This is a genomic window from Cytobacillus kochii (assembly GCF_020171845.1).
GTDB classification, from domain to species: Bacteria; Bacillota; Bacilli; order Bacillales; family Cytobacillaceae; genus Cytobacillus; species Cytobacillus kochii.
The window spans coordinates 217352-232045 of the sequence record NZ_JAIVAM010000008.1 but is presented as its reverse complement, the minus strand read 5'-3'; the positions used below and the strand labels follow the sequence as shown (position 1 = coordinate 232045).

Sequence of the window (14694 nt, the reverse complement as noted above, 5' to 3'; positions counted from 1 at the left end):
ATCACCTCACTCATTAGAAGCTGCCGTTTCCGACTCTGACCTTTTCTTTTGCTCTGCTTGGTATTTCTTTTCTTTTAACTCGTCACGTTTTTCCCTACGATTCTTCAAATTACTATGAGATGGATCATGGTCATAATTATCACGACGATTTAATCTTGATAATCCTTCTGGGACAAGATTAAATGCTTCATCATTCAATAGGCCAGCAATTCCTACTTTTGATTTCATATCTTCCATATCTCCATATACACCTTGGAAATAATCATCAGCTTTACCTGCGACATAGTTTTCAGGCTCTGGATAAGTCGTAATTACTCCCTCAAAGTTTCTTAAGACTACTTTATCAGCACTTTGTGAGATCAAGTAATTCGGTTGAAGAGAAATTTTTCCCCCTCCTCCTGGCGCATCGACCACAAAGGTTGGCACAGCATATCCTGAAGTATGACCTCGCAAGCCTTCAATAATTTCTAACCCTTTTGAAACAGGTGCACGGAAATGGCCAATCCCTTCAGATAAGTCACACTGATAAATATAATACGGCCTTACCCTAATCTTAACTAAGTCATGCATCAGCTTCTTCATAATTGCTACACTATCGTTGATTCCTGCCAAAATAACTGATTGATTCCCTACTGGCACACCAGCATTTGCTAACATTTCACAAGCCTTTTTCGATTCTTCAGTAATTTCAATCGATGTGTTAAAATGGGTATTTAACCAGACTGGATGATACTTTTTCAAAATATTACATAGATTCTCCGTGATTCTTTGCGGGAATACGACAGGTGCTCTTGTACCAATTCTAATAATTTCCACGTGATCAATTTCTCGCAAGCTTTTTAAAATATACTCAAGTATTTTATCGTTAATTAATAGACCATCTCCTCCAGATATGAGGACATCACGAACTTCAGGTGTGTTTCTAATATAATCAATTGCATCATCTAATTGTTTCTTCGGCACACCCATGCCGATTTGACCAGAAAACCTTCTCCTTGTACAATAACGGCAATACATAGAACATTGATTAGTTACTAAGAAGAGGACACGATCTGGATAACGATGAGTCAATCCAGCAACAGGCGAATCCTCGTCCTCATGAAGTGGATCTTCCAAATCATATTTGGTTTTATGAATTTCTTCTGAAATGGGTACTGATTGCATGCGAATCGGACAGCGTGGATCATCTTGACTCATCAGTGAGGCATAATAAGGTGTAATATTCAATGGAATGGTTTTCGTTGATATTTTAACGCCTTCTTCTTCTTCAGGCGTTAAATCAATAACCTTTTTTAAATCATCTAACGTTCTTATCGTATTGGTTAGTTGCCATAACCAATCGTTCCATTTTTCCTCAGGTACATCTTTCCAAAGTTCGATATCCTTCCAATGCCTTTTTGGCTTATACAAAAACTGTTTCACATGATTTCCCCCTTCAAAGTAGTCGTCAATTTTAATATGCAAAAGCCATGCCAACTATTTCATTCTAAGAATAAGATATGCGAACACCTACACGGTGGATACAAATGGAAGGAACAGCTTATAGAAGGGCTTTTAACAAATGGTGGTCATAAAAAAAATGCCGATTATTCGGCACTTTAAGAAGAATATTTATTATGTCAAAGCTTAGTCATCCCATATCATCTTTAGCACCTGATATCACTTCAAGCCTTTGTAGTTTATATTGAAGCGTTTGCCTTGGAATTTGTAACAATTTAGCTGCTTTTAATATATTTCCCTCTGTCTGGTTGATGGCTTCCTCTATTAATTGGTTCTCCAATTTGGCTAAAGCGGGACGCAGGGCAAAGTCAGTTTGTTTAGTAGTGTCTTTCTTTTCTTGTACATATTGTTTAAGCATTAGAGGGAGATCTTGAATATTCAGGACTGATCCATTACACACATTCATCATATATTCGATCGTATGCTTAAGTTCCCTGACATTTCCTGGCCATTTGTACTTGAAAAAAAACTGCTGTACTTGTGGGTGTAGACCAGTAATATTTTTTAAAAATTGCTCGTTATATTGCTTAATGAAATGTTCAGTTAAGAAAACAATGTCTTTTTTCCTTTCTCTTAAAGGTAATAATTCAAACGTGAGTACATTTAAACGGTAGAATAAGTCTGCTCGTATGTTCCCTTCTGCTAGGGCAATTTGAGGGTGAATATTCATTGCCGCAATGACGCGAAAGTTCACATATGTGTTTGTTGTGCTTCCTAGTCTCCTCACTTGACCATCTTCTAACACACGTAATAGCTTCGCTTGTAGCTCAATGGGCATCGCATGAATTTCATCTAAAAATAATGTGCCTCCATCAGCCAACTCGAATAATCCTGGCCGATCCATGGCACCAGTATAGCTTCCTTTCGTTGTCCCGAATAAGACACTTTCTAATAAAGATTCTGGAATAGCAGCACAGTTTTGTGCAATAAAGGGAGCATTTGCCGAGAGTGATGCATCATGTATTCCTTGAACAAATAATTCCTTTCCGCTTCCACTTTCCCCAATTACAAGCATCGGTGACTGTGAACGCGCTAGTTTTTTTGCTTCGTTTTTTACCGCTATCATTTTCTCATCTTCTGTTAATAAGCTATCAAGGGTATATTTGGTTGCATGTGAATGACTTGTTGCTGTTTTTCTTTTACTTTTTACTTTTGATCTTAAATCAATCAAACTATCATTCAGTTCTTTAATTCGCGAATAATCTTTCGCAATTTCAACCGCACCAGCAACTTTCCCATCAAGCTCGATCGGTAAAGTAGTATTGACGGTCTCAATCTGTTTTCCATATAAGTTCACATAACTTTGCTGTTCATTGATCATTGGTTGCTGAGTTTGCATGACATTAAACAATGTGCTCGTATTTTTGTTTAACGAGGGAAAAACGTCTAAAAGTGGTCTCCCTAACACTTCTTCTATTTTTAAACCATCATGTTTGGCAGCTATCTCATTGTAGTAGATAGTATAGCCATGTTGATCAACAACATGAATCCCTTCGTCTATGCTATTTAAAATTGCTGATAAGACCTCTTTAGAAATACCGTACTCGCTTGTCAATCTCATTCCCCCTCTATTCCATAAATACAGATGAGGTGCCGAAAACTTGTCATACATTGCCAACTTTTGGGCAAATTATTTTAAAATCGTTGTTGATAAATCTTTTACCCAAACATTCATGTCCTCGAGTTTATTAAAAATATAACAATTCTTTCCTAACCTTCCACGATAGACGTAGTCTAATTGGTGTAGGGCTGCGTTCATACCAAAGGATAAAGAACGAGCAATCGAATAAGCACAAAAGATCCCATCATTTGCAAGTTCCTTCTCTAATCTCTGTAATAACACTTTCATTAATCCATGCTTACGATGTTCCACTAAAGTAGCACAATCCGTTAGCTCTGCGTTTTTATAATCATTATTTACTTCTGCTGAAGCAGCGCTTACAATTTCATCTGCATAAACATAACCAAAATAAATCGTACCATCATTCATTGTTTTCTTAATATACTCGGGGTCATGAAGAGGCGTTGGATATACTTCAAATATAGCCCGATAAAGTTTAGCCAACCCTTTGGCATCATTTTCTGTCATTCTTCTTAATTGATAGTCTGCGGGTGGGATATTTATTTGAAACTCCTTTGACAATTTAGAAACATTTTCAACAATCTCATCTTCTTTTATCCAGTCATCGCTTCTTCTTCTTTCTGTTTGATAATACTTACAGAAGAAGAATAAATCAGACCCAAGAAAATAGCGATTTATGGTAGCTTCACATAGAAAACCATTCTGTATCAGCGTTTCAAAATCCTCCTTTCTTGCTTTAATTATTACCTTTTCAATCTCATGTTCATCGGAAACTTCAGTTATTTTTTTTATGATTGCGCACATATCACCACGATAATCATCAATCCTTATTCGTTTATTATAGAAATCCTTTACAACGTCCATTACGTAATGATTTGTACACAGTTTTTCCTGTATGATTTCAACCATTTTTCGCCCTCCATTATAGAAAAAGCCCGGCTTTCGCCGAGCTTTCATATTCTGTTACTCATTTGGTTCCCTACTCTAAGCGAAAGCTTACTAGTTTCATTTCAGTCATTTCTTCCACCGCATATTTTATTCCTTCTCTACCTGTTCCACTTTCCTTCACGCCTCCATATGGCATATGATCTACTCTAAATGTTGGGAAATCATTAATCATCACACCGCCAACGTGCAGCTTTTTCGCAGCCTGAAACGCTCTTTGCAAGTCATTTGTAAACACACCTGCTTGCAATCCATATTTAGATTGATTCACCCAATCAAGTGCAGTATCAAATGAAGCAAACTCATTAATATGAACGACAGGGGCAAAGGCTTCCTCACAAGAAACTTTATCATCCAACCTTGTATTTAATAATACAGTTGGTTGCAGTACACCCTCTTCTTCTCTTCCTCCATATGCTAACTCGGCACCATTCCTTATCGCTTCATCAATCCATGCTGAAGCCCTCACTGTATCGTCTTCAGATATCAAAGCTGATACATCTGTTCGGTTATCGAGGGGGTTTCCTAAATGAAGCTTTTTGGTTTCAGCGACAAAGGCTTTCACAAAAGAAGCAAAAACATTTTGATGAACGAAGACTCTTTGTACGGAAATACACACTTGACCTTGAAAATTATAAGCTCCAGCAACAATCCGAGGTACGATTCTTTCAATATTTGTATGTTCATCAACAACTACAGCTGAATTGGATCCTAATTCAAGCGTCACCCTTTTTAAACCAGCATTTTCTTTAATTGATTTTCCAACTGCAGGCGAGCCCGTAAAAGTAATCATCGCAATTCGTTCATCACTGGTGAAAACATCGCCGATTACACTCCCGCTCCCTGTAACAACATTGAGCGCACCTGCTGGAAGACCTGCTTCTTGAAACATTTCGGCGATTTTATAGGCTGATAGCAGAGTTTGACTTGCTGGTTTAAGCACAACAGCATTTCCAGCTGCAATTGCAGGACCAACCTTATGAGCAACAAGATTCATAGGAAAATTGAAAGGGGTAATCGCAGCAATAACCCCAAGTGGTTCGCGGACGGTGTAAGCCACCCTTCCCTCTCCTCCTGGAGCCGCATCCATAGGGATTGTTTCACCTTGGATATTCCTTGCTTCTTGAGCGGCAAATCGATAGGTCATAATGGTCCGCTCTACTTCTGCTAATGCCGCTTTTATCGGTTTGGCTGCTTCTTTTGCAATAATCTCAGCACAATTTTGTTTTTGCGCCTTTAACTGTTCAACAACTGATTCTAATATCTCTGCTCTTTGATAAGCAGGCATTTTTCTCATTTTTTTTGCCGCTTCATTTGCTGCTTCTATCGCCTCTTCTACTTCATTTGATGAAGCTTGAGCGATTTCTGCTATTACCTCTTGGTTATAAGGACTTTTTAGTGCTTTTAATGTTTGCGTATTTTTATGTTTTCCGTTAATCCATAATAATTGCTGCATCTAAATTGCCTCCTACTAATCTTTTAATAATGTTTGTTTATCTATTATTTACCCTACTGCAACCAACAACTAACCTAAGCAACTATCTATTTACTCTTCAACCATGCCACACCATGAAACAATGGAGAGGGCAATGACCTCAGCAGCCTCAAATACGTCTTCTAAAAAAATATATTCATTAGCATCATGAGCAGAAGCTGTGACACCTGGACCAATGACAACAACCGGTGTATGACCAACGTTTGATAAGATGCCTCCGTCCGTTCCCCACGGAGATGCTTCAATGATTGCTTCTTTATTTGTCACCCTTTCAAAAGCTTTACCGACAGTAGTGATTAATGGATGATCACTTTCTAGATTCCCCGGTTGCCACCTGCCTCCAAACCATTCAATACTTGGGATATTTTCTGATAGCCATCCATCTTTCTCACACACCTCATCAATGGCCGCTTCTAATTCTTTTTCTACGTCTTCCATTCTCTCATGAGGAGCTACACCGATTCTGCCCTCAATTATAGCTATATCCGGTACAGAGGATGGCCAATCTCCACTCTTAATTTTGCCAATATTCACTGGCACAGGAATGGGTATATTTTTATATAAAGGATCGTCAATTCTCGCATTTCGCACTCTCTCTAGCTGCTGAAGTCCTTCTATGATTAACATCGATTTTTCAATGGCATTGATTCCTTCATATCTGGTGCCACCATGTGCTGATTTACCTTTCACAGATACACGAAACCACATTGAGCCTTGTTGCTTTGGAAATACTTTCATATTAGTAGGCTCTGGGATGATCGCGCCGTCCGCTTGGTAACCTCGTAAAACAGCTGCTAATGTTCCTGCTCCTCCACTTTCTTCTTCTATCACACTTTGAAAGATAACATCACCTTTCAGTTTAATATTTGAAGCAATAATCGCTTCTAAAGCGAGTAGTAATGCGGCTGTTCCACCTTTCATATCTGTTGTACCTCTACCGTACATTTTACCTTCTTGGATATGCCCACTATACGGATCATCTGTCCAGTCATTTATATCCCCTTCTGGTACAACATCAATATGACCATTTAAAATGATTGATTTGCCGTCTCCTTTGCCCTTTAGAACAGCGACTACATTCGGATTACCACTATAATCCTTTCTATCAGAACAATAAGCAGGATGTTTAAGCAGCTCTTCATCTCCAATTTCCCATATATCGAGGGCAAGCCCTAATTTACGGCATTTTTCGATAATAATTGCTTGTGCACTACTCTCGTGTCCACGCGTACTCTTTTCTTGAACAAGCCTTTGTAAAAAACGTGTACCCCTCGCTCGATTTTCATTTAACCAGTCTTTGAGTTTTAAATCTTCATTCATCGAAGCCCCACTCCTTTAAAGATATCGTCGATGGTGAAAAAGCTTGAATCATGTATAAGAAGGAAAAAAGTGCTTTCTTTTCAGTTATTCGCTAATGCTAAGTATTTTCCTTTGCCCTATGAAAAAATAATCTTGTCATGGAGTGACACAGTGGCATCAGTAAGTTGTAATACTTCATCAATAGTATGAGGTTTAAAGACCTCATGAAGAACTAATCCACGATTTTTCTCAACCAAAAAAACTGCCATATCTGTAATAACCATATTGACACAAGCAGTTGAGGTTAAAGGAAGACTACATTTTTGCACAATTTTTGATTGACCGTGTTTATCCGTTTGATTCATGACGACAATCACTTTTTTCGCTTTTTGGGCAAGCTCCATCGCACCCCCCATCCCCGGTACCTTTTTACCCGGGACAATCCAATTAGCTAAATCACCGGTTTCACTCACTTGCAATGATCCTAAAATGGTTAAATCCACCTTACCCCTACGAATCATGCCAAAAGCGAGCGCGCTATCAAAATAAGAACCACCTGCAACTAAAGAAACAGGAAATCCACCGGCATTGCATAAGTTTTCATCTTCTTCACCATGGATTGGGCTCGGTCCCATCCCAATAATGCCATTCTCTGCATGAAACATGACGGCAAAATCTCGAGGGAGATGATTAGGTACTAATGAGGGTATACCTATGCCAAGATTCACAACCATTCCAGATTGGATTTCTGCAGCTGCTCTTTTGGCCATACGATTACGCGTTTCTATTGCCAAGCCCATTTCCAGTCCACCCCCTCAGATTGAATGATATAATCAACAAATACACCAGGCGTAATGATTTCTTCTGCCTGTAAACTTCCAACTGGAACAATTTCTTCTACTTCAGCAATGGTAATGTCTCCTGCCATCGCACAAAGTGGATTCGTATTTCTTGCACTTTTATCAAAAATGAGATTACCAAATGTATCTGCCTTCTTAGCATAAACGATACTAATATCCGCTGTTAACGCCGTTTCAACCATATAGCGCTTTTCACCGATTTCACAAAAAAACTTGCCCTTTTGTACGATATCATTATCGATGGCAATATCTGATAAAATTCCTGGCAACCCCATACCGCCTGCTCTGATACGCTCTGCCAGTATCCCTTGTGGAGAAAATTCAACCGCCAGCCTCCCATCTGTCATTAATTGGCCTGCAATCGGATTAGAGCCGATATGAGAAGTAATGATGTGAGATACACGGCCGAGGCTAACGATTTTTCCAATACCAATATGAGGAAACCCAGTATCGTTACCAATAAGCTTTAACTGTGAGACCCCTTTTTGCTTAATCGCTTCAATCAGTGTCGGCGGTGATCCTACCCCACCAAAACCACCATACATTAATGTCATACCATCAAAAAATAAGTGATCCACTTCTTCAATAGATGAAACTTTATTGAGTGCCTGTTTCACTCTTCATCACCTTCTAACTTTAACTCGACTTCGTTTAAATAAAAGTTCGTAAATTGCTGTAAGGTTTCTTGCAAGCGTTGAATTAAGTCATCCATTTCTTTATAAGTAATATTCAAAGGGGGGGCAATCATAATTGCATCCCCATTCACACCGTCTGAACCTGCACCAGCAGGATAAACAAGTAACCCATGATGTTGAGCAATACTAATCATACTTTCGGTTACTTTCATTGCCCTAGGGAATGGCTTCTTTTCTACAAAGTTCTGGACAAACTCTATTCCCAGCATTAAACCTCTTCCCCTTATATCCCCGATAAATGAGAAACTTTTTTGTAGTTGTAACAACTTTGCTTTTAAATATTCACCTTTTTTCTTTACTTCAGGTATAATTTTATTCTTTTCTAAATATTCTATGACAGCGAGTGATACGGCACAGGCTTGAGGGTTAGCACTCAAAGTATGCCCCCCCATAATTGTCTTAGAACCTGAAACAATCGGTTCCATCACATGATCACCGACTAAAGTAGCAGCAATCGGCGTGTATCCCGCACCCATCCCTTTACCTAATGTAACGATATCTGGTTCAACACCCCACTGCTCACAAGCGAGCATTGTGCCTGTGCGTCCAAATCCAGTCATTACTTCATCTGCAATAAATAAGATTTGATGGCGCTCACAAATCTCTTTAATAATCTTGTAATAATCTTGCGGTGGAGTGATAGCTGCCCCCGATGCCCCAATGATCGGCTCCGCTATAAAAGCAGCAATATGCTCACTCCCTATCCTTCTAATCATATTATCTAACTCATTTGCACAGAGGTAACCACACTCAGGAGCTTCCTTATTGTACGGACACCTGTAACAATAAGGAGGTTGAATCACTGGAAAATCTTCCAATAGGGGAATAAACCGCGCTCTTCTCCCAGTATGTCCTGACATAGAAAGTGCACCTAATGTGATTCCGTGATAACTCATCCATCTAGATAAAACCTTTGTCTTGGTCATCACACCTTTTTCTTGCCAATATTGAATACTAATTTTCATGGCCGTTTCTGTTGCTTCCGACCCGCTATTGACAAAGAAACACCAATTCAACTCTGGGAAGGATAAACTAGCTATTTTCTTGGCTAACTTTTCAGCTGGCTCACTTGTGAACTGTGAGCGATATACAAAAGATACTCGCTTAGCCTGTTCTGTCATTGCATCAATAATTTCCTGAACTCCATGACCGATATTTGCCGTAATCGCTCCAGATGAAGCATCGAGATATTCCTTCCCCTCACTATCGTACAAATATACACCTTTGCCATAATCAATCATTGGATACTCTGCATCTATTACAGGTTTGATTAAATATGTGCGGTCCATCCCCATCCCCCTTACTAATCGAGCATTCAAAAGTACATAAAGAAAACCCGCTAAAACCTACCAATAACATGTGAGGTAAACGAGCAATGAAGTATTATTATTTTTTTGGAGCGGGCGAATCAGATTGATTTATGTTTTTATTTCAATTGTATGTTTGAGAAATGTAAAACTTTCTTAAAGATTTAAAAGAATATTTTAGTTGCCATTGTTATGAACTGAAATGAGGGATTTGATGAAGGCTCTAAGTGTGAAGTCAGCTTGATTTGTGTATTAATGACTTAACGATTAAAAAAACAGTATACCCAATTTCATGGGCACACTGTTTTCCCTATCTATTCACCTACAAAAATCTCCACATCTTCTTTTTCCGCTTTAATGGTGGCATACGATCCAAACGGAATCGTCGCAGCTTGATTTGTATGTCCAAAGTCAATATTAGCAATAATTGGAACGCCGCTCATTTCCTTTTTCGATTCAATCATTTTCTTTAAGAAATATTCAGTAACCTGTGATTCCTTTTGAAATCTCCCGATAAGGATCGCTTTTATCTCATTCGCCTCTTTTTGCTGCAGCAGAGATTGCAGCCCCCGTTCAAAAAGAAAGGGATGTGATTCTTCATTATCCTCAATAAAGATAATCGCATCTTTCAATGAAGGCATATATTCTGTCCCTTGTAATGACGTTAATGTTGATAAATTTCCACCTATTAATTTTCCGCTTGCCTCTCCTTCCTGAAGTACAAGATAGCCTTCGGATGCTATATACTGCTTTTCATCTTGCTCCAGATGCCATGGATCATCACTCCATTTATCCGCAGGCTCAATTTCATACATGCCATCAGTCGTTACTGCTTGAAGGAAGCTATTGAGTGTATATTCAAACCCATATTTTATACCAAAATCAGCAAAGAAAGGGCCGGAGTATGTAATTAAGCCCGTCTTATGATGAATGGCAGCTAGCAATGCTGTTATATCACTATACCCACAAAAAACCTTTGGGTTGTTTTTAATTAATGAATAATCAATTGATTTTAATAATTGATTGGTATTATAACCGCCTATACCAGCTATAATCGCTTTAACATTCGGGTCACCAAACGCATCATGTATATCTGCCACTCTTTGCTCAATACTTGTACTAAAAAAATCATCATGTTCGAGGACATATTGACCATATGTTATATTAAATCCTAAATTAGCTAACCGTTCTTCTGCTAATCTTCTTTGTTCACCCTTTATGACAGCCATACTTCTTGAAGGAGCAATGATTCTGATTTCATCTCCTGATTGTAATCTCTTAGGAAACATCTATGTACACATCCACTTTTTTCTTTCTATTTTACCGTAATTTTCATCTCATTTCGACAAGATACATGAAATCTTGTTAATAATCGCTCAACGATTTTCCATTTGTTATTCACTGACAAATATGTTGATGAAAAAAAGAGAGACTCCTAAAAGCCCCTCCTTATTCTTTATTCTTTATTATTACCAGTTACCGCACCAGCTAGCACCGATGATTACTAACAAGATAAATAATACTACAATTAACGCAAAGCCACCGAATGCTCCATTTCCACAACCACCGTACCCACCTACTGGATAACTATAATAAGGTTGAACTTGTTGAGCACAAGGATCGCATCCATATCCGTAATTCATAATCATTCCACTCCTCTTTTTGTTTTAGGCATTTTCAAAATCATCATATGACATAGGTTCTTGTCCTGCATGTGTTTTTGCCCAATTTTTTTAGAATGTCAGTTTTTTTCTTTTTCCTCTAGACGTAAAGCGTTTTCATCTCATACAATTTAATTACAAGATAAATTGGGTAATCTAAAATTGTCATATTTAAAGGAGTACAAAGAATGAAAAGAAAATCACTCCTCCTATGTTCCATGTTATGTATTGGATTTATATTTTTATTTCAATTCTTTCAAGAACCTAAAGTGGAGGGAGATCAATCAGTAGAGAATTTTTATGAAAAAGTAGGAAGCGAAAAAACAATTAACTATTTAATCATTGGTGATAGTATTGGTAGAGGATCAGGAGCATCAGAGCCAAATAAAAGATGGTTTCAAATATGGGAAAATAAAATGAAAGATACATATGATGTTGATTTTAAGCGTCATATGGTTGTACAAAGCGGAAGCACTGCTTTTGAAGGGTTAAATAAGCTGAACGCCACTACGCACCTTGGAAGCATCGATTTAACTTTTATTGTGTTCGGGGAAAATGACCGAAAATATATGAACGAAAAGCAGTTTGCCCAATTTTATGAGGGACTTCTTAGACAAGTAAAGAAAGATTATCCTGATACAGAAATATATACATTAACGGAATCACCTTTAGATAATGAATTATTCATTCAAAAGATCACAGACATCTCAGCCCATTATTTAGCTAAGAATATTGATTTACGCCCTGTATTTAGTGAATCAACTTATTCTGCTTTTGAATTAACCACAGACCTTGTACATCCAAACGATAGAGGCTATCAACTTTATGCCGAAGCGATTTTTCAAGAAACACAAAAGTTGATGAATCAGGATACGCAAATAGCTGTTCTAGCTGCTCCTCTTCATGATGACGTGAATATCGCCTTACAACAATCTTCTGCCTACACACATGCCAGCCATCCATATAAAGGTATTTACTGGTACAGTGAAAATGCTGGAGAAACAATCAAATTTTCCTTCTCCGGAACTTTTCTCGGGATGAAGGTGAAGAGTCACCCTGCAGGAGGCATGCTAGATATTTATATTGACGGTCAACCTGTACGAACATTATCAACGTGGTGGCCTTTAGAAAAAGAAAGACATCTATATATATCAAGCGGTTTAGAGAAAGGTATTCATCAAGTTACATTTACTGTATCCAAGCAAAAATCCATCTTTAATGAATCAGGTAAAGCGGAAATATTTCTTTCAACGATCATAACCGAGGGTACGAACTAGACCGTTTTTCAAAATAAGTGAATGAGCTCTCCTTCCTTTACACACATTAACAAAAAAGGACAGGGAGAGTTTTTCTCATGTATCGATGTTTAGTATTACTCGTTTTCATAGCCTTCATATATTCCAATCATGTGCTTGCCTCTTTTTCTCCAACAGCAGCAGAATTACAAGAACAAGATTACATTCTTGAACAACTCAACCATATCTTAGATGAACCCCATATCACGAGTAAGGAAGAATCAGTTGAACTTGCACATCAACTTTTCGAAAGTTTAAATGAAGAACAAAAAGAAGAGATGATTCTTCCACTAAATAAGGCAATTGCACATAAATGGTCTAATTTACCTATTAATCAAGCAAGTAGAAATGGCGTCCCCTTATCTGAACTAAATACACAAAGTTTTATACTCGCCATGCTATTACTTCAAGCAAATCTCAGTCCGCTTGGCTTTGAACATATGACAGAAATCATTAAAGCTGATTACTTTTTATCAACAACAATCAAGAACCCTCCATTTAAATGGGGGGCACAAGAATATTATTTCTCTATACACGGAAACCCTTCCTTTACAAAACCTTGGATGATTCAACTAACAGGGCATCATCTTGCAGAGAATATTTTCATTAACCGTTCTAAAACAACGATTACCCCTGAGTTTACGGGGACGCAACCTCGTATGTTTCAAATAAATAATCGTACGTATCATCCAATGGATGCAAAAGTAAATGCTGTCCATGCACTCTTATTATCTCTATGTAATGAGCAAAAACAGCAAAGTAAACTTAATGACGAGTTTAACGACATTTTACTAGGCCCCGGATATGACCAATCGTTCCCCACTCAGGAAGGTTTACTTATAAAAAATCTAAACACGGAGCAACAAATACAAGTAAAACACATGATTGAGGAATGGGTCGCTCATGCACCTTATGAAGCAAGAAAGGCATTGCTACACACGTATTTATCTCAGGAACAACTACAGAAAACGACGATTGCTTGGGCTGGTTCAACTTCAATCAAGCGACCGGGTAGTTACTTTCGTATTGATGGGCCGCAAATTTGGATAGAAATCTATAGTAAAGAGGGGGTTGCCAATAAAAAACAAACACATGTACATTCGATATGGCGCGATAAATTAAATGATTATGGGGGGATATTGAAATAAATAACATCAGTCTAATTTTTCTGTATCTTACCTGTTATAATCCTGGCTCCTTCAATGACAGTTTCAACTAGCTCTTGTTCTTCATAATCATCAATACGAACAGACGGGATGGTAATAGATATACTTGCTAAAATTTCATTTTGAGGATTAAATATCGGTGCGCTATATGAAATCGCACCTTTCACTCTTTCACCATTACTTTTGGCATATCCTCTTTGTTGAATAGATTGTAGCTCCTCATATAATACATCTTTATCAATAATCGTCGTACTTGAAAGAGGTTCGAATTGGATTTTTGCTAAATACTCTTTTTGGATGTCTGCTGGGAAATAAGCCAATAATATCTTTGCTGAAGCGCCTGCATATAGTGGTGATTCTTGTCCCACCGTAATCATCGTTTGTAGTTGATGACTGCTTGCGATAAAATCTATACACTTTCTTTTTTCATTTTCAATCACATTTAAACTAATGCACTCTTCTATTTTCACCCACATTTCTTTCATTACTGGGGCGGCTATGTTTAAAAAACTTGTGTTTTTTTCTACTAAATGACCTAAAAACAATAACTCTAATCCTAACTGATATCTTTTTGTTTCTGAATTTTTATGTAATAAGCCTTCATAAACAAGTGTAGAAAGCAATCTTTGCAAACTAGGTTTAGATAGGCCCGTACGTTTATGTAATTCTGTTAATGACAAAGTTTTATGCTCATAAGAAAAAGATCGTAGAATTTGTAATGCTTTATGTAAGGTTTGCATCGAATAGTTCTTTTTAAACATTTGATCATTCATGGATGCATCCATCACCTCTTAAATAATATTTACTTTACAATAAATTTACCATTTTCAAAACCTTTCCACAAGCGGAAAAAGATTTCTTGGGAAATGAAAAAGAAGGATTCAACTAA

Annotated in this window: 13 protein-coding genes; 2 read left to right on the top strand and 11 right to left on the bottom strand. The window is 37.7% G+C overall.

What is annotated here, in order from left to right; genetic code table 11:
* Positions 1-6: 6 nt before the first annotated feature.
* The 10 genes from kamA to LCM23_RS14190 all read right to left on the bottom strand — a co-directional run bounded on the left by kamA (position 7) and on the right by LCM23_RS14190 (position 11326).
* The gene (gene kamA, locus LCM23_RS14235) at positions 7-1422 is read right to left on the bottom strand and encodes a lysine 2,3-aminomutase (protein ID WP_224937552.1); all 1416 of its coding nucleotides are present in this window, start codon (positions 1420-1422) and stop codon (positions 7-9) included.
* A gap of 208 nt (positions 1423-1630) precedes the next feature.
* Positions 1631-3055 carry a sigma-54 interaction domain-containing protein gene (locus LCM23_RS14230; RefSeq protein ID WP_224937551.1) on the bottom strand — a complete coding sequence of 475 codons (1425 nt, stop codon included), beginning with the start codon at positions 3053-3055 and terminating at the stop codon, positions 1631-1633.
* Positions 3056-3130: 75 nt separating this feature from the next.
* Positions 3131-3991, bottom strand: coding sequence for a putative beta-lysine N-acetyltransferase (ablB, locus tag LCM23_RS14225; RefSeq protein WP_224937550.1), 861 nt, complete (start codon positions 3989-3991; stop codon positions 3131-3133).
* 70 nt (positions 3992-4061) lie between these two features.
* On the bottom strand, positions 4062-5483 hold the full coding sequence (locus LCM23_RS14220; protein WP_224937549.1) for an aldehyde dehydrogenase family protein: 1422 nt from the start codon (positions 5481-5483) through the stop codon (positions 4062-4064).
* 90 nt (positions 5484-5573) lie between these two features.
* Complete coding sequence (locus LCM23_RS14215) at positions 5574-6842, bottom strand: peptidase (protein WP_224937548.1); 1269 nt, start codon at positions 6840-6842, stop codon at positions 5574-5576.
* Between the two features lie 116 nt (positions 6843-6958).
* A complete protein-coding gene (locus LCM23_RS14210; RefSeq protein WP_224937547.1) occupies positions 6959-7621 on the bottom strand; it encodes a 3-oxoacid CoA-transferase subunit B in 663 nt (220 codons plus the stop codon).
* Positions 7606-8298: a CoA transferase subunit A gene (locus tag LCM23_RS14205; RefSeq protein WP_224937546.1), complete on the bottom strand. Its 693-nt coding sequence runs from the start codon at positions 8296-8298 to the stop codon at positions 7606-7608. The genes LCM23_RS14210 and LCM23_RS14205 overlap by 16 nt, the downstream gene beginning before the upstream one ends.
* Entirely contained in the window at positions 8295-9665 is a 1371-nt protein-coding gene (locus LCM23_RS14200) for an aspartate aminotransferase family protein (protein WP_224937545.1), read from the bottom strand. The genes LCM23_RS14205 and LCM23_RS14200 overlap by 4 nt, the downstream gene beginning before the upstream one ends.
* A 332-nt stretch (positions 9666-9997) precedes the next feature.
* Complete coding sequence (locus LCM23_RS14195; protein ID WP_224937544.1) at positions 9998-10972, bottom strand: S66 peptidase family protein; 975 nt, start codon at positions 10970-10972, stop codon at positions 9998-10000.
* A gap of 180 nt (positions 10973-11152) precedes the next feature.
* Positions 11153-11326 carry a YjcZ family sporulation protein gene (locus tag LCM23_RS14190; protein WP_095372875.1) on the bottom strand — a complete coding sequence of 58 codons (174 nt, stop codon included), beginning with the start codon at positions 11324-11326 and terminating at the stop codon, positions 11153-11155.
* A 206-nt stretch (positions 11327-11532) separates the two neighbouring features.
* Between LCM23_RS14190 and LCM23_RS14185 the strand changes: the two genes are divergently transcribed.
* Both LCM23_RS14185 and LCM23_RS14180 read left to right on the top strand, forming a co-directional pair.
* A complete protein-coding gene (locus LCM23_RS14185; RefSeq protein WP_224937543.1) occupies positions 11533-12621 on the top strand; it encodes an SGNH/GDSL hydrolase family protein in 1089 nt (362 codons plus the stop codon).
* A gap of 77 nt (positions 12622-12698) precedes the next feature.
* Positions 12699-13787, top strand: a complete 1089-nt coding sequence (locus LCM23_RS14180; protein ID WP_224937542.1) for a DUF3500 domain-containing protein — start codon at positions 12699-12701, stop codon at positions 13785-13787.
* Between the two features lie 11 nt (positions 13788-13798).
* Here LCM23_RS14180 and LCM23_RS14175 read toward each other — a convergent pair whose 3' ends face one another.
* Positions 13799-14578 carry an IclR family transcriptional regulator gene (locus LCM23_RS14175; protein ID WP_224937541.1) on the bottom strand — a complete coding sequence of 260 codons (780 nt, stop codon included), beginning with the start codon at positions 14576-14578 and terminating at the stop codon, positions 13799-13801.
* Positions 14579-14694 lie beyond the last annotated feature (116 nt).